Source organism: Candidatus Zixiibacteriota bacterium, from assembly GCA_026397505.1.
GTDB lineage: Bacteria > Zixibacteria > MSB-5A5 > GN15 > PGXB01 > JAPLUR01.
The window spans coordinates 1-17,361 of record JAPLUR010000120.1; the positions used below are offsets into that span (position 1 = coordinate 1).

Annotated in this window: 13 protein-coding genes; 7 read left to right on the plus strand and 6 right to left on the minus strand. The window is 49.5% G+C overall.

Annotated elements, in window-relative coordinates; genetic code table 11:
- Positions 1 to 239 (plus strand): IS3 family transposase (locus NT002_12350; GenBank protein MCX6830052.1); only part of this gene is annotated, 239 nt, incomplete at its 5' end.
- Here the strand turns inward: NT002_12350 and NT002_12355 are convergent.
- The 5 genes from NT002_12355 to NT002_12375 all read right to left on the minus strand — a co-directional run bounded on the left by NT002_12355 (position 222) and on the right by NT002_12375 (position 8,137).
- On the minus strand, positions 222 to 2,366 hold the full coding sequence (locus NT002_12355; protein ID MCX6830053.1) for a hypothetical protein: 2,145 nt from the start codon (positions 2,364 to 2,366) through the stop codon (positions 222 to 224). The genes NT002_12350 and NT002_12355 overlap by 18 nt on opposite strands.
- Positions 2,367 to 2,559: 193 nt before the next feature.
- On the minus strand, positions 2,560 to 3,963 hold the full coding sequence (locus tag NT002_12360) for a pitrilysin family protein (GenBank protein MCX6830054.1): 1,404 nt from the start codon (positions 3,961 to 3,963) through the stop codon (positions 2,560 to 2,562).
- Entirely contained in the window at positions 3,960 to 5,504 is a 1,545-nt protein-coding gene (locus tag NT002_12365) for a pitrilysin family protein (GenBank protein ID MCX6830055.1), read from the minus strand. Before NT002_12365 ends, NT002_12360 begins: the two co-directional genes overlap by 4 nt.
- The gene (locus tag NT002_12370) at positions 5,501 to 5,926 is read right to left on the minus strand and encodes an arsenate reductase ArsC (protein MCX6830056.1); all 426 of its coding nucleotides are present in this window, start codon (positions 5,924 to 5,926) and stop codon (positions 5,501 to 5,503) included. Before NT002_12370 ends, NT002_12365 begins: the two co-directional genes overlap by 4 nt.
- Before the next feature lie 60 nt (positions 5,927 to 5,986).
- The gene (locus tag NT002_12375) at positions 5,987 to 8,137 is read right to left on the minus strand and encodes an N-6 DNA methylase (GenBank protein ID MCX6830057.1); all 2,151 of its coding nucleotides are present in this window, start codon (positions 8,135 to 8,137) and stop codon (positions 5,987 to 5,989) included.
- Between the two features lie 81 nt (positions 8,138 to 8,218).
- Here NT002_12375 and NT002_12380 point away from each other — a divergent pair, with 81 nt between their 5' ends.
- Positions 8,219 to 8,542, plus strand: coding sequence for a hypothetical protein (locus NT002_12380; protein MCX6830058.1), 324 nt, complete (start codon positions 8,219 to 8,221; stop codon positions 8,540 to 8,542).
- A 716-nt stretch (positions 8,543 to 9,258) separates the two neighbouring features.
- Here the strand turns inward: NT002_12380 and secA are convergent.
- Entirely contained in the window at positions 9,259 to 12,303 is a 3,045-nt protein-coding gene (gene secA, locus NT002_12385) for a preprotein translocase subunit SecA (protein MCX6830059.1), read from the minus strand.
- A 255-nt stretch (positions 12,304 to 12,558) separates the two neighbouring features.
- Between secA and NT002_12390 the strand changes: the two genes are divergently transcribed.
- The 5 genes from NT002_12390 (at position 12,559) to NT002_12410 (ending at position 17,360) form a co-directional block, all read left to right on the plus strand.
- Positions 12,559 to 12,774, plus strand: coding sequence for a hypothetical protein (locus tag NT002_12390; GenBank protein MCX6830060.1), 216 nt, complete (start codon positions 12,559 to 12,561; stop codon positions 12,772 to 12,774).
- On the plus strand, positions 12,764 to 13,660 hold the full coding sequence (gene rsgA / locus NT002_12395) for a ribosome small subunit-dependent GTPase A (protein MCX6830061.1): 897 nt from the start codon (positions 12,764 to 12,766) through the stop codon (positions 13,658 to 13,660). The genes NT002_12390 and rsgA overlap by 11 nt, the downstream gene beginning before the upstream one ends.
- A gap of 84 nt (positions 13,661 to 13,744) precedes the next feature.
- Positions 13,745 to 14,647: an MlaD family protein gene (locus tag NT002_12400; protein ID MCX6830062.1), complete on the plus strand. Its 903-nt coding sequence runs from the start codon at positions 13,745 to 13,747 to the stop codon at positions 14,645 to 14,647.
- Positions 14,647 to 16,830 (plus strand): DUF1926 domain-containing protein, encoded by a 2,184-nt coding sequence (locus NT002_12405; GenBank protein MCX6830063.1) that lies wholly within the window; start codon positions 14,647 to 14,649, stop codon positions 16,828 to 16,830. The genes NT002_12400 and NT002_12405 overlap by 1 nt, the downstream gene beginning before the upstream one ends.
- A gap of 209 nt (positions 16,831 to 17,039) precedes the next feature.
- Positions 17,040 to 17,360 carry a TusE/DsrC/DsvC family sulfur relay protein gene (locus NT002_12410; GenBank protein ID MCX6830064.1) on the plus strand — a complete coding sequence of 107 codons (321 nt, stop codon included), beginning with the start codon at positions 17,040 to 17,042 and terminating at the stop codon, positions 17,358 to 17,360.
- Position 17,361: the final 1 nt, after the last annotated feature.

Below are 17,361 nucleotides of genomic sequence, written 5' to 3' on the forward strand. Positions count from 1 at the left end.
TGCACTTCACCCCTACGGGAAGCTCCTGGCTCAATCTGGTGGAAAGCTGGTTCTCGCAAATCACGCAGAAGCGCATCCGCCGTGGAACCTTTACCTCGGTCAAACAACTAATCATAGCCATCAACGACTATATCAGAGACTATAACCGGAAACCGACCGTCTTTCGCTGGACCAAAAACGCAAATATGATCCTCCGAAAAATCGATCGCTGTAAAGAAGCGTTAGGGACACCACACTAGTAAATTACTAGTAACTGAGAATGCGGAAGGGTTGCTGGTTGTCAATTCGACCAGAGATAGACCCGATGTAACGCATCTGATCTCAACCTGCTGCTCGGCGGTATCACCCGGAATGATTTCGTCGAAAAGGAGCGAGTCAACGAGCCCAATGGGATTCAAATGCTGAGCAATTTCAAAAACGATTTTTTGACCGTCAGTCAATTCGTTCAAGGAATGCCCCACCAAAATCTTGAACCACCCTGCATAAAGAAAATCAAAATCGCTGCCGTCACCGAAATCCATAGTGGGATAGGGGAGAGCTCCCGTTCCGGCGTCACCGGGACTATCACCGTCATAGTCGGAGTTCAGAACATAGAGATATTCGCGTCCACCCTGCGCGGTTGTATCCGGTCCCCAGGTGGAATCCATAACGGCGCTGCCGGTCCATTCGACAAAAGCGGCATTCAATTGTCGATTTTCTTCGATATCCCATACGGTAAATGGTACCTGGCAATAGCCGCCGTAGGGATAGCCGGGGCGTATATATCTGTAGGCCCGTTGCGTAACTGTTCTGGAGAACCTGATTTCAACAGTGTGGAATGAATCCGGCATTGTTTGCGGATTAAGATATCCTCCCCAGAAATTGAAACCATAGTCGGCGCTGTTATAAAAGTAATTTCCATTCCAGTTGACGCCGGTCAACCATCTCTGCCAAGAGGGTTGGAAGGTGACCCGCTTAAGTTTACGATAGTCGGTCTTCCAGATCTCGGCGGTATTGCACGGCACGTAATTTACTTCCTGCACAGGGCAGTTCGGATCCAGAATATTTCTTAATTTCGATAATGAATAAAAATGATTTTGCTCGGCATAAGCCCCAATCTTCAGTACTACCTGCTGGCTGTCTCCAGGGTGGAAAGTGAAGGGGCCAAAGTTAGCCATCAGTCTCTTGTCTGCGGGACTATTATCAAGCCACCCCTGGCCGGTGATCGGATTTCCGGCGTAGGGAAAAGCAGTGGGGTCGCCGGTGTTGGGATCAATATATGGTTCGCCGGTCATAACGGCATCGAGGCCCTTCATATAACCATAAAGCTGCTCCGGGACATCTGGATCGATGCCGTTTATATACCTATTGAAGGATGACATGCCGATATTCTTATATCCCGGCATTGGATGGCCATCAAACATGGCGGTACTGGTCGGCGAGGGAACCACCGGGCCGTAGAGAACCTTGCCAACCCAGGCGGCGGGAACGTCACCATACACGGCATCATAAGCATCAGCATTGTAGGCAAAGAAGAGGTCGTAGGTTGTGTCGCATCCCACCAGATCGTCGGTGGAGCCTCCAACGTCAGGATCCGCCCAGTACGAAAAATAAAAGCTGTCGATAACATTGGGGCCACGGTTATAAAGTTTGTATTTCAGGTATACGACATTCTCTTCGCCCGGTATTTCCGATCCCCAGACTGTCTGATACACTTCCACGCCCAGCGGCAGGGTCCCGCCTCCATAGCTGTAATTTTGATGTGAGCCACCATCATTGTAAACGCACCAGAGAGTCTGCTGACCCAGAAGCAGGGGATTGCCGGAAATATCCAACGGGGCGCCGTCTAACACCGCCTCATCTTTCCAGAGCTGCCAATCGTTGAAGTGACGGGTCGAGTCTTGAATGGCGCAGGAAGGTTTGCTTGGGCTAAGCCAGGCGGCGCTGTCGTGGTCGATTTTGTAAACTTTGAAACGGGAAATATCAGGCAGGGCCATGCCGTTGGAACCGGCCGGCCCCCGGAAGAACTCCTCTATTCCGTAAGCGCTGACTGCCGTTCGAATCTGGCCGTTGACCTTGCCCCCCAGCATGATGCCGGATGCGAAAAGAACCGTTTTTTTCAAGTTTCCGCTTGTAATATCGCCGCAGTTTCCGGTGTAAGGATAATATAAACCCGGAACCTGTCCAAATGACATTTGGATATCATAACCGAAGCTGCCCCTATTGGATGCAAAGGTCAGAAGGTTATTGGCATCAAAATATGATTCAAAATCATCCTGCCGGATGATAGTTTGTTCCCCGTTATTAAGGGTTTGGGATGGCGGAAGGGCAAATGCCGAAATAGCCGCCAGAAGAATTGAGACGGTTAGCAAATAAGGACGCCACATGATTACCTCCCATGCATGGCGAGTAGATTCACACGATTCGACAAGTAATAAGAAATTCGGTGCCAGCGAAACTGTATATTTGTCAAAAATATAAGCAAACTCCCATTTTTGTCAAGGAATAATTTAAACTCACGGGTTTTGACAGAAGAAGGGCTGTCGGAAAACAGCCCTTCAATCTGCAAATTATAAGATACTATTTGATTTCTATCGGGAAATCGGTCACCGGGCCGAATGTATCGGGTGGTTTGTCAAACAGAGTCTTATTCCCGGTAATCACAATGGCCATTTTCTGCGGGTCAAGGTATTTGGCCGCAACCTGACGGCAATCCTCAAGGGTGACCGCCTGGTATGACTCCAAATCTCTTTTCAGTTGGTCGGGCGGAAAGCCGTTCAATTCGAGATAGGCCTTGGCGTTGACAATCTGGTCGGGCGTGACATAGTTGAAAATGAAACCGTTCATCATTGACTCTTTTGCCATGTCCATTTCTTCCTGGGTGATGCCGCTATCTTTAACCTTCTTGATAATATCAAGCATCATCTGAGTCGCCTGCCCCATCGCCTCGGCTTTGGTCATGCAGAAAGCAAAGAAAGTCCCCATGTCTGGGCGATGGATCGCGTAACTTGCCACCGAGTAAGCCAGGCCGGCCGTGGTGCGCACCTCGCCGGTCAGCCGCGAGGTGAATCCCCCGCCGCCAAGGGCGAAATTGAGTATATCCATGGCGTAGCGATCGGGATTTTTGTCGTTCATGCAGAGATGTCCCATTCGTACCTGTGCCTGATTGATATCTTTCTCGGCATAGTAAACACCCGGTTTGTACTGCATGACCGCCTGCGGCGGAAGCGGAATAACCCGGTTTCCCTTCGGCCAGTCGCCGAAATATTTCTTCACCAGGCTTTTAACTTCATCCAGCGTCATATCGCCGGAGATCGCCATGATGCAGTTGTCGGGATTATAGTAATTCCGATATTGCTCCAGTATTGCCTCGCGGTTGATATTTCCTATCGAGGCCATCGTGGGAAACTGCCCGTAGGGATGCCCGGCATAGACAGTCTGATAAAATACTCGCCGCGTCAGTTGCGAGGGATCGTCATTCTGCCGCAGGATTTCATCCTTCTTGTTGGACAGCTCCATGGCGATCTTGGCCGTGTCGAACCCCGGCCGGCGCATCATATCGGATAATATCTCCAGGCCGAGATTGACATCTTTTTTCAAGCCGCGTAAATCGAGAATGAGATAATCGAAAGTGGCCCCGCTGGTGATATTGGCGCCGACAAAATCCAGATCCTGATCAACCTGGTCGGGGGTACGTTTCCCGGCTCCGCCGGTGCGGAGAAGGCGGGCGGTCAGCTCGGTGAGGCCGGATTTATCGGCCGGGTCATAGGCAGTTCCTCCTTTGAACAGCATGCCGGCGGTGAAGACCGGGAGTTCCTTATTCTCAAGGAAATAGACGACCATGCCGTTATCGGTGGTGAATCGAACCGGCTCGGCCGGCTCAAACTTGAGCGGCGGGAATTTCATGTCGCGCGGATTGACGGCATTGACGGTCGAGTTCAACAGCAGGGCCAGAGCCGCGAAGATCAGAGTCAGTTTTTTCATTGGGCATCTCCTGTCTGCTTGGGAATAAGCGTCGCCACCGTCCGATTTTCCTTAGTGAAGTATTTTTTGGCGGTACTCATGATATCATTGGCCGTCACGGCCTTGAGGTTGCTGCGGAATTTTAGGAGATAATGCCAATCTTGGGCCATATTCTGAGCGACCGCTAGTTTGTCGGCCAGGCCCAGATTGGAATAGAAGCCCCAGACAAATTCGGCATCGATACGATTCTTGATTTTGGTCAACTCCTTATCGTCAACGGGAGCGGCCGCGAGTTTATTCAACTCAGCATAAATTTCCTTTTCGACATCGGCCGTACTGATCCCCTCTTTAGGATAGGCATAGATTGTAAAAATTCCGGGGAAATTGTCACCCAGCTCGGCGCCGGGGAAATAACCGGCCGAAATGTCAAGACAGATCTGCTTTTCGAGCACCAGAGTTTTATACAAACGTGAGGTGCGGCCATCAGCCAGCAGGCGGTTTATTACCTGGAACGCCGGCTGTTCCGGCGAATCAAATGCGGTCATATGATAGGCAATAAAGACCGTCGGCGAAGATTCAAAAACTACTTCGACACGGCGCTCGCCGGGTTGATCCGGCTCGACAGTATAGATTGGTTCAGGTTCCGGTCCGCCCGGCATATCGCCGAAATATTTCTCGGCCAGCATTTTTACTTCCTCGGTTTTGACATCGCCCACGACCGCCACCGTTATTCTTTTTGGGATATAATAGGTCTTGAAAAAGTCGGCCAGATCATTCCGGCTAAGGTTAAGGACTTCCGATTGCCATTCCCAGAAAAGGCGATAGGGATGGGCAATAAAGGAGGCGCCGATCAGTTGCTCCATCATCTTACTATCGGCGCTGTTCTCCACCGATCCGCGACGCTCCTCACCGACCACATCGCGCTCGGGAAAAAACTCGCGGAAAGCCGGATATTTCATCCGATCCGATTCCATGTTGAACCAGAGCTCAAGACGGTTGGCGGGAAGCGAGACATAGTACTGCGTTCGGTCATAGCCGGTGTTGGCATTGAATTCCCCCGCTCCGTTGCGGGTGTAAATCCGATCGAACTCATTCTGTAATACATACCGGGAACTTTGCGCGCTGAGCGAATCGAGCACTACTTTCAGGCTATCGATATATTTCAAATGCAGATCCAAGTTCTCCGGATGATTAATCTTGATATAGCGGGCCTGCCGCCGGGCCTCATCGATTTTGGCCCAGACCGAATCCTCTTTGACCATCAGCGCCGACTCGGCCGGGTAGTCGGTCGTTCCGACTGTCTGCGACCCTTTGAACATCATATGTTCCAGAAGATGGGCCGAGCCGATATTGCCGGTTTTCTCGTAGGCGGAGCCGACCGCTACGGTGATAAATCCGGAAAAGACCGGCGAGGTGTGACGTTCCACGACCAGGAAAGTCATCCCATTGGCAATCGTAAACTCGTTGACCGGAAACTGCATTGAATCCTGCGCCATGCCGATGACAGGCAGGGCCAGTCCGATCATTAGTATAAGAGTGACAAATAATAAAGGTTTCTTCATATCTCTCCTTTTTCTATTTGGAGGAAAAGTTTCTCTACATATCGTTTAATTTCATCCCTTACTCGGGCAAATTCGCGGCGGCGGTCTTCTTCGGAAATATAAAGAATATCGGGATTTTCGATATCCCAGTGGAAATGCTTTACTTTTGGCGGAACGGCGGGGCAGCGATCGCGGGCCGAGCCGCAGAGAGTAATAAAGTAGTCGCACCACTCAACCATCGCCGGATTCAGCATATCCGAGGTCTGATCGGAGATATCGATGCCGGCTTCCTTCATCGTCTTAACGGTCATCGGATGAATGCCGGTGGGGAAGAGTCCGGCCGATTTAATCCGGAATCTCCCGTTGGAAAAGTACCGTGCAAATCCCTCGGCCATCTGGCTGCGGCAGGAATTCCCGGTGCAAACAAAAAGAATATTTATCATACAATCTTACTTTGATACGGAATCGCCCAATGTTTAGTTTCCTGGATTGGATAGACTGGATTATTCTTTGTATCTATCACCCGACACCCAGCGTTTGTGGGGGATTCTTTTGGTTGGTGCGCCCGGAGGTGTGGTGACTATGATTTTATTAAGGGGGTGTGATTTTATTCGTTTCTTAATATATGCCACGTCCGCTTTGGTCAGCGACTTAGTGTTATCGAAAATGATTTCGTCGAGTTCTTCCTCTTTTTCGTGGAGTTTGTCAAGAAGCAGCGGCTTTTCATCGAACCACGCCTGCATTTTTTCCAAAGCGAAAAGGAGAATCTCTTTGTCAGCGGGAATAGGAAATCGCTCCAGATAGCCCTTGGACAGTTCTGGGGCATCAATCAATTCGGAGTAAGATAAGATAAACTGAAGGGTTATTGGATCGCCCTTAATTAATCCCATTTTTTCACCACCGACAAGATTCCCCGAAATATCTAAAGAAGCCCGCATGGTAGCAATGGGCTCAATATATCCGCTCAGATCTGAATTCGGCAGTAGTCCAAAAGGAATGGTCTTTACATCCGTAATTTTATTTATGTCGCTTAATAACCGTATGTCTCCATCGAGAATCTTCATTGATATCCGGGCAAATTCCTCATTTAACTTAGCATATGTTGATTTCTGTACAGCTTTCCAAAGATGCGGGTCCAAGGGGAGGCGGTCGATTACTCGGCTATACATCGTCGAATAGAATTCCTGGACAACGCCGGAACGCAATATTAATGCGGCACTAAATCTATTAAGATTGTTGTTCAATAGGCATATTAGCATATCATAATCAATTTTGAGACCTTTCGTTGGACGAACGATCATCACAGTATTCCTGCAAGCGAACTGCTTATTGTCAAATCCGAGCAGATTTTCCACAAGAGCGGCTTGGATTGTTCTTGATATGCGTGGTAGCAGTACAACCGGCGGCGCAAAAAATTCAGGCGGTTTAAAATCGGAAATAAGCTCCTTCATATAATTAAGATATCGCCCTTGCCATCTAATCACCCAATTTCTTAATTCTCGGCCATCAAGAAGCGGGACTGGATTCTCAAACTCATCTGCATTGTCAGAGATCATTTTCTGTCCTTGCGCCTTATCACGCAAAGCTAGACCATAATTTGCCTCGAAAATTCGCTCTCCTTGAAACAATTTTGAGAATATAACTAAATCCTCTTTTTGAATCTCCACGCGCCACGAATTATCCAAGTCTTTTGTTAAGTCAAGCCAATCCTTCTGTCGCACCGTACTGGCAGGCCGCTTTCGTTTCAAATCAGCAATATCTTCCAAATCATTTATAATTTCCACTTCCGATTTCGGCGTGACATCTGACTTCTTCACGACAACAATAATGGGATTTGTCGAAGCTTCAAATACTCTGATACTTTCGAGGGAGACCGCTTTTTCAATTTGATATTGGGCAATGAATTGCCGTACCTTCTCGCTGGCGCCCGAATCGGCAATACCCAGCGATACGATTATGCCCATTCTGCCGCCGTTTTCAAGATAATCAATGCCTTTTCGGAGGAAGAAGGTATACAGGTCGGTATTGCCTTTAGCCACATCGGCGAAAGTTTCTTTATAGAGATTTCGGTAATCCTCGGGAAGCCGTTCGTTACGGACATAGGGGGGATTGCCGACCACCCATTTGAACGTGCCCAAATCTTCGGTTATCTCAAAGCTCTGTACAAATTCAGCCGTCCTATCTTCATGAAACAATTCCAGTGCCTCTGCCGCCGGTGGCATAGAGACTAATGAGTCGGTCGTATATATGGGGATCCGTTTAAGCTCAAAGCTGGGCAGCTTCTCTTTGGCCTCAAGATAAGTCTCAAGAATGACAAAGAGCATATTCATTTCAGCGATATGAGTAGCAAAGGGGTTAATATCGAGACCAACAATATCCTGTAATGCCTCCAGGCGGAGGTCGGGGCCTATCCCTTTCTTCTTTAATTGCTCCAGACGCATCCGGGCTGCCGGCACAAGAAAGCCGCCGGAGCCGCATGCAAAATCCAATAATTTGCCTTCACCGGGGTAACCGACCGACCTGAGAATATACTCGGCGATTTCCGGCGGGGTGTAAAATTCACCAAGGCGCTTCCTCTTTTCAGCCGGCAGGTATTCCTGATAAAGGTCGGCCAGGCAATTTGAGTCGATACGCGAAAGATCGAAGGAATTCAACAGGTAGAAAATATCTTCCAGAAGATTATTAAGGTCGCCGTCACTATCAATGTACCAATCGAAGATATTGGCTTCAAAAAAATGCGAATAGATTTCGCCGGTATCTTTGAAGGCGATACGCAGCAGCTCTTGATATTTATCTTTGAGATTCGTTACGAATTTTCTCCAGGCATGTATTCCACTGTTGGAAATCTTCCTTTCCACCAGTTTCTTGTCTTCGGCAATGCGGATGAAAAGAATGCGATTCAAAGCCGCGTATGCAACGTCAGTACAATATATCTCTCTGATTTCATCTTCCCGTTTCTTAAGATCACTGGAAGGCGATTTGGAAAAGGGCTGGAAATGCGAAAATATCTTATAGGAATTATCGAATATCTCACGGGCCACCTTATATTTCTTATTTAAAAGCTGCTTGATCTGTATATACTGCCTGTGGCGGCGTTCATAAAATTCGGGCTTAACCCCGTTTTTCTGCAAAGCGTTGAAAGCCGCATCAAGCGGATCCAACTTTCGGCGATATTCTGCATATTCCAGTTTATATCCTGCAAAAGCCAATTCCACATATTTGATAAGGCGGTCAGAAGAATATCGTAGAATCTTGATCAATTTGTCCAGGTTGGGTTGGTTCTGGCTGTCCACTTTAATCGAACCGCGCCTTAATTGTCCTTCTCGGAACTTTGCGAGGTTTTTCCTGTTAGTTAAGTACTGCGCATGTAACGTCTGGAAAAAGGCGTCCTCGGTAATTACGGGATCCAAAATCTCCAATTCCGTTATGAAACCTCCGAAAGGATCTAATATTCTTATTCGTTGCTTTGAAGCAAGCATCACATATTGTTCGCCGCCCTCCAAATATCCAAGGGCCTGATCAAGAGTCTTCTGGGAATCAATACTCCTATCTGTTGTCTTTGTCTCCACGATAAAATAGGGAATGAGATTTTCCGAAATTATCCTGAGGTCTGTTCTGTCTCTTTCGAACTTAACTTGGCTTTCTTTGTATCCCAACCCTTTTAAAAATAGATATCCTCTAAGCGCTACGCGCCATTCATATTCATTCGCTTTCGGATTGTCGTCTAACCACTTTCTATAATCAGATTGCCACTTCTTCAGCTTTTCGACCATTTTTATTCTCCCGCGCCGTGGCACTTCTTGTATTTTTTCCCGGAACCGCAGGGGCAGGGGTCGTTGCGGCCCACTTTCTCGGCCTGCCGTTTGAACGGTTTGGCTTTGCCTCTTTGCGACGCCTCGGCCATCGGATTGGCCTCATCGGGCGGTCGGGCCACACCGTAACCCATGCCGGTCGTCTCCTGGTGCGAGGCTATCAGCGACTGTTGATGCATCTCGCGGCGGCGCTCATCCCGGGATTTCTCCGGCATATTGACCTGAAGTTTGAACGCCATGCCGACTATCTCCTTGTCGACCATCTCGATCATTTCGGCGAAAAGGCGATATGCCTCGCGCTTGTACTCCACCAGCGGGTCGCGCTGGCCGTAAGCGCGCAGGCCGATACCGGTCTTGAGCTGATCCATCTCGTACATATGGTCGCGCCAGTGTTTGTCAATCGTCATCAGAACGGCATAACGTTCGAGCCGCCGCATGATATCCTCGCCATAGGCCCGTTCTTTCTGGGCATAGAAATTGAGCACTCCCTGCTGGAGTCTTTCGAAAAATGATTCATGAGTCAAAGCGGTGATTTCATCCTGCTTCAACTCCAGATTCATGAGGAAAGTATGCAGCAATTCACCCTTCAATCCGGTCCATTCCCAATTCTCGGGGTACTCTTTTTCCGGGCAGTATTTTGCAATCATGGTCTCCAGTACCGAATCGATCAATTCCAGCACTTCTTCCTTGATTGAGGTGCGTTCCAGTGCGGCCAGGCGGCGGCTGTAGATTACCTCCCGCTGGGAATTCATTACATTGTCATAGTCGAGAGTGTGTTTGCGGATGGCGAAGTTCTGAATCTCGACCCGCTTCTGCGCCCGCTCAATCGCTTTGGTGACCATGGGATGAGTGATAACCTCGCCCTCCTTCACGCCGAGGCGATCCATTATCCGCCCGATACGGTCGGAACCGAAAAGGCGCATCAGGTCATCTTCAAGCGAAAGGTAGAAGTGGGAAGAGCCGGGGTCTCCCTGACGGCCGGAACGGCCGCGCAACTGGCGATCGATACGGCGCGACTCATGGCGCTCGGTACCGATGATATGCAATCCACAGGGGACATTCTCGCGGCATTTCAGTTCCTTAAAATAAGGGCAGATTTCCTCGTCGGTGCGCGGATCCAGAAGAGCGCAATTCTGATGTTTGACCACCCCCGGCCCCAGTTTGATATCGGTACCGCGGCCGGCCATATTGGTGGCAATCGTTATCGATTTGGCCTGCCCCGCCTTGGAGACAATTTCCGCTTCCATCTGGTGGTATTTGGCGTTGAGAACATTATGCGGTACGCCGGAACGTTTTAGCATGCGCGATAACGTCTCCGATACTTCGACCGATATGGTTCCGACCAGCACCGGTCGCCCGGAATTGTAGCATTCGATTATCTCTTCGATAATCGAATTATATTTTTCACGCCGTGTGCGATAAACGACGTCGTTGAAATCTATCCGACGCACCGGTTCGTTGGTCGGGATCGAAACAACATCAAGCTTGTAAATATCCCATAATTCCTGTGCCTCGGTTTCGGCGGTACCGGTCATACCGGCCAGCTTGGCATACATGCGGAAATAGTTTTGCAGGGTGATAGTGGCCAGGGTCTGCGATTCCCCTTCGATTTTGACTCCCTCTTTGGCCTCAATCGCCTGATGCAGTCCGTCGGAGTAGCGCCGGCCCGGCATCATCCGCCCGGTGAATTCATCGACAATCAGAATCTTGCCGTCCTGCACGACATATTCGACATCCTTTTCAAAAAGGGTATAGGCTTTCAGAATCTGGCTGATGGAATGCACTTTTTCCGAGCGCTCGGCATGCAGGCGGTACAACTCGTCAATCCGCCGCGTTTTTTCCTCCGGCGAAAGGGAGGTGTCTCCTTCAATTTCGGAAAGCACTTCGGATATATCGGGAATGGTGAACAGCTCCTGTTCGGCTTTGGAAAACTGGGTGCGGCCGTGGTCGGTCAGATTGATGGAGTTTTCTCTCTCATCGATAACATAGTAAAGAGATTCATCGACCTCATATAATTTCTTTTCCCTGAGATAATCCGATTCGACCGAGGTGATCAGGCTTTTTACGCCCGCCTCTTTGACCATTTTAAGATACTTTTTGTTCTTGGGAGCGCCGCGGCCAACCGCCAGAAGGAGCCGCCCGGCTTCATAGCTTTTGTCGCCGTCACTTTCGCCCAGGAGCTTCTCAGCCGCCGCAATTTTCTCATTTATCAGGTTGGACTGTTTGCGCACCAAAGTGGCCACCACCGGCTGCATTTCGGCGAAACGCTGGTCGAGGGTGCTTTCCACCTGCCCGGAGATGATTAACGGGGTTCGGGCTTCGTCAACCAGGACCGAGTCAACCTCATCGACAATGGCATAATGATAACCCCGCTGAACCCGGTCATCGACCGTCTGAGCCATGTTGTCGCGAAGGTAATCGAATCCAAACTCGTTGTTGGTACCGAAGGTTATATCCTTCTTATATTCTTCCTTCCGCTGAGCGTTGTCCATCTCGTTCTGGATGCAGCCGACCGAAAGCCCCAGATATTCAAATATCTTCCCCATCCACTGGGAGTCGCGCTTGGCCAGATAATCATTAACGGTGACAATATGCACCCCTTTCCCGCTCAGGGCATTCAGATAGGTCGGGAGGGTCGCTACCAGGGTTTTACCTTCACCGGTGGCCATTTCGGCGATTTTCCCTTGATGCAGAACGATGCCGCCGATAAGCTGGACATCATAGGGGACCATATTCCAGGGGGTATCAATCCCGGCCACATCCCAGCTTTGGCCGCAAAGACGGCGGCAGGTCTCTTTAACCACAGCAAAGGCCTCGGGCAGAATGTCATCCAACGTTTCCTCTTCCTCCAGCCGTTTCTTAAGCTCTTCTGTTTTTCCCTTAAGCTGTTCTTCTGTCAGAGCTGAAAGGTCTTCGAAATGCCCGTTAATTTCTTCAGCCAGCGGATTGATTTTCTTTACATCCCGATCATGCTTGGTGCCGAATATCCTGGTTATTATATTGGCCATATGAATTCCTGCTTTCTTTAATACTAAAGAGTAAATATACCATTTTGTGCGACCATCATCAACCGCATTTATGATTTGTATGCCAATATAAAATTTTCGGTTGCCTTTTTGGCATTCTATTGCTAATTTGCGGTGTCAACTTTTGAAGGAATTGGCCTGCAACGGCTTCAGACTCAAATTTTTACCTAAAATAATGATGGGTTATAACCGATATTTAATATATCTAAACAAGAACTCAATCAAACTATTAAGGGTATGTTTGACGGGAAAGGCCTGAAAAAGCTGCAGAAGCTGCTGAAGAAAACCCGGCAGAAGCGGGGATGGAATTCCGCGCCGAAAAAGGAACTGGAAAAGAAATTGAACGAAACAAAAGAAAACCGCCAGTCCCCGCGTCGATTGCGGGACGAGGATAAAATGGATTTGCGGGATATCCTCATGGAAGAGGGAGACGAAAGCTTACATGGCGGTTGATGGGATTGTTATCCGCGGACATGGCAAGTCATTTGTAGTTCGTTCTCACGGCAAAGATATTTCTTGTGAACTGAGGGGGAAACTCAAGTTCATGAGCGATGCCGCCACAGCCGTGGCTGTGGGGGATTCCGTCACCATTTTGCTCAATGCCGATGGTACCGGAACCATTGAGCAGGTGGAGGAACGATCCTCAATGTTTTTCCGTCCAACCAAAGGGATGGAGAACCGAAAGCAAATTATCGCCGCCAATCTCGACCAGTTGGCGGTGGTCGCCTCGGTGCGGAATCCGCCGCTCAATCCGCGTTTCATCGATCGCTTTCTTATCGCCGCCGAGCTCGGCGATATGAAACCATTAGTCATTATCAACAAGCTTGATTTGGGGCACCCCAAAATCCTTGCCGAGCTGCAAAAAGGGTATGCCGGTATAGGAATTCATCTCCTCCCGGTTTCGGCGGTCACCGGTGAGGGGCTCGATTCTCTTGGCCAAGCCCTGAAAGATCATAAAACCATTCTGGCGGGACACTCCGGAGTCGGGAAAACCGCCCTTATCAATTACCTGATCCCCGGCCTGAATCTCAGAGAGGGAGCAGTTTCGGAATACAGCGATCGAGGCATCCATACCACCTCACTGGTGGAGCTCTTCCAGCTCCCGACAGGCGGTTTCATAGCCGACACCCCGGGGCTTAAAGTCTTGGGACTCTGGGAAATGGAAAAAGCGGAACTTGCTCTTTATTTCCCGGAAATGAATCCATTCCTGGAAGATTGCCGGTTTTCCGGTTGTAGCCATACTCATGAGCCGGATTGCGCTGTCATCAAAGCAGTCAGGGAAGGGAAAATACCCAAATTCCGCTATGACAGCTACCTGGCCATTCGGGAATCACTCTAGAAGGTCTTTCTTAAAACCCCGAACTCTGTTTAAGATAAAGTGTTTCGATAAGTTACCGAAGTATTGTACACGGCATGTAAGAATATGGCAGCAAAGAATATAGAATTTCGCGTCGGTTTCGTCGTCATCTTGGCCCTGATTATTTTCGTCTCGGCCATCCTCTGGATCCAGGGATACCGTTTTGGGAAAAACAATTATAAGGTTTCGGTTCTTTTTGATGAGGTTGGCTCACTGGCCAAGGGGGACCCGGTGATGGTCTCCGGCATCAGAAAAGGGAAGGTTTATGACCTGGCTCTGACCGAAAGCGGGGTGAAAGTCATACTTATTTTAAGCAATGATGTTATTCTCAAGGAGGACGCTGCCATAACGGTCAAGAATATTGGATTGATGGGGGAGCGATTTATTGCTGTCAGACCGGGAAAAGGGGATAGAGACTATAACCTGAATGTCCCTATCCGAGGGAGTTACGATACCGGCATTCCGGAGGTCATGGGAATGATGGGGGAAATGATTGATGAACTGCGAAACCTGGTCCATTCCCTGAAGAATTCCATTGCCTCCGATGAGAACCTGGACAAATTCTCGCGAATCGTGACCAACTTTGAGAATCTGTCGCAATCGTTGAACGAATATGTCAATCGAAACAATAATAAACTGGACCAGACGGCGGAGAATTTTTTCAAAGCCTCGGCCGAATTGCGGCGGGTGACCACCGACAATGCCGGCAAAGTTGATTCGGCCATGGCTCGGGTAGACAACAGTTCAAAGAAAATAGAAAAGATGGTTGACGACCTGGCTAATGTCGCTGCCACGGCCCGGCAGTTTGCCACCAAACTGGACAGCGGCGACGGCACGCTACAAATGCTGGTTGATGACCGCAAGCTATATGATGATTTGCGCCGGACGGCCGATAATATTGATGATTTGGTTAACGACATTCGTGCCAATCCGCAGAAATATATTCGACTTAAAGTGGAGTTATTTTAATGAGCAAGTTCAAGCTGGCCATTGGTCTTCATAATCATCAGCCGGTCGGTAATTTCGATTCGGTTTTCGAGGAGGCGCATCAACAGGCGTACTTGCCTTTTATTCAGCTGCTGGAAAAATTCGATCGTATTAGGCTCTCCCTGCATCAGTCCGGCATTCTCTGGGACTGGCAGGAAAAACATCATCCCGAATATTTTGAATTGGTGCAGAAATTGGTGAATCGCGGCCGGATAGAGCTTATGACCGGCGGATTCTACGAGCCGATTCTTCCCTCCATCCCCGACCGCGACAAGTTGGGACAAATATCCTTTCTCAATCATTACCTGAAAAAGCATTTTGGCGCCGATCCTGTCGGCCTCTGGCTGACCGAACGGGTCTGGGAGCCGCACCTGCCCAAGGTCTTGCATCAGGCGGGAATCGAGTATCTCCCGATTGACGACACCCATTTTCTTTATGCCGGCTTGGAGCTGGATGAGCTCAAGGGAGTCTTTGTTACCGAGGAAGAGGGAGCTACGGTTAAACTGCTGCCCATTCAGAAGAAATTGCGTTATCTGATTCCCTTCGGGACAGTCGATAAGGTCATCGCGGAGTTGAAACGGCAGGCTGATAAAGACAGCGGCGGCATGGCGGTCTATGCCGATGACGGTGAAAAATTCGGCGTCTGGCCCAAAACCTTCAAACATTGCTACGGGGATGGCTGGCTGGAGGAGCTCTTTTCGGCTCTCTCCCGCAATTCCGATTGGTTGGAAATCTGCACTCTCGGTGATGTTTCCCGAACCGAACCGGTCGGCCGGGTTTATCTTCCAACCGCCTCATACGGCGAGATGCTTCACTGGTCGTTGCCGCCGCGTGCTTTTGCCGAATATGAAGAGTTCGAGAAATGGCTGGAAGAAGCCGGAAAATTCGAAAAGTATGGCCGCTTTGTCCGGGGCGGGCACTGGCGCGGCTTTCTGGCCAAGTATGATGAAGCCAACCTAATGCACAAGCGGATGCTTTCGGTCTCGGAAAAGCTGAATGAATATATATTGGAGTATCCCGAGGATTACGAGACCATTGAAAGAGCGAAACACTATCTTTTTGCCGGACAGTGCAATTGCCCTTACTGGCACGGTGTTTTCGGGGGATTGTACCTTTCGCATCTGAGACAAGCGATATACGAAAATCTGATAAAGGCCGAAAAGCTGCTGAAAGCAAAATCTCCTCGGGAAGTTACCCGGAATGTCACCGATTATGATTGTGATGGTCATGAAGAAATCACCCTTGCCACGGCAAAATTCTCGGCGGTATTCAAACCATCGAAGGGGGGTGCGCTCGTTGAACTGGACAGCTATGAGAGCAATTTCAATATGACCGATACCCTCAAACGGTACAAAGAGGGGTATCACTGGAAACTGAGCCAGGCCCAACTCGACAGCGGTGAGGCTTCCGCCGAGCAAACCGCCTCCATTCACGACCTGGTTCTTACCAAGGAAACCGGGCTGGATAAGCTTCTGGCCGAAGACTGGTATCTGCGGCGCTGTTTCATTGACCATTTCCTGACCGGCGACACCGATATCGAACGATTCCAGACCGGGCAATTCGGCGAAGAGGGGGATTTTGTCCTAGGCCATTATGAGTACCTTCCAAAGAGCGACCCCGGCGTGGTCGCCATGAAAATGCAGGGGCATCTCTGGCGGCCCGAGGGAGCCAAAGCACTCAACCTTGAAAAAAGATTCTATTTCGGCGCCGAATCGGAGGTGATATCGGCCAATTACAGCCTGCTGGCCCCAAATGAAGATATCTATAATGTCCGTCTGGCGGTGGAAAATAATTTCAATTTCCAGGCGGGGCATGCTCATGACCGATACACGATGTTTAACGGAGTCAGAAGCGAGGGCACCTATCTTGATTCTCTTCTCACCCGGCGTGGTTGCGGTACAGTCATCATTCGTGATGACTGGCGGCAAATCGCAGTTGCCCTCACCTGTGACCGTGATGCCGAAATCTGGCAGGTGCCGATATTCACCATTTCGCTTTCCGAAGGGGGCTTTGAGAAAGTCTATCAGGGGACTTCGCTGGTCAACATTTTTCCATTCGACCTGAAGAAAGGGAGACCGTTTGAACTGACTTTCCTTCTTTTTGCCGGGCCGATAAAGAATATGCCGAACCGGTTTCAGAATGTCCGTGCCGCCGCCGCGGTTTGATCACATAAAGATGCTTCCGAATGCACGGCAGGCCTGGCGGCCTGCCGTTTTTCTTATTCTTTCCGAAGCGGGCGCCGATTAGTCCGAATTTCCAGGCAGATCGATCAGTATCCATGCCGGGGGCTGAAGCATATCAGGGCTGGTTCCGTCTTGAGAAATTGGGCGATTGTTTGTATATTGATATCCGATATTTGCATAAGGAGCCTGGAATGTCTGACATCGAAGTGGACGGAAAAAAATTGGAGTTGAATGAAGAGGGATTCTTACTCAACCCCCGGGAATGGGACAACAAGGTGGCTGAAGCCCTGGCCAAATCGCAGGAGGGGTTGGAGCATCTCAGCGAGGAACATTGGGCGGTGATAAATTTTATCCGCAACCATTACCTCGAAACCACTATGGCTCCAATGGTTCGTTCGATCTGCAAGACCACCGGCTTCCCTTTGCGAAGAATTTATGAATTGTTCCCCTCCGGTCCGGCCAAAGGGGCCTGCAAACTTGCCGGTCTCCCGAAACCCGATGGCTGCGTCTAAG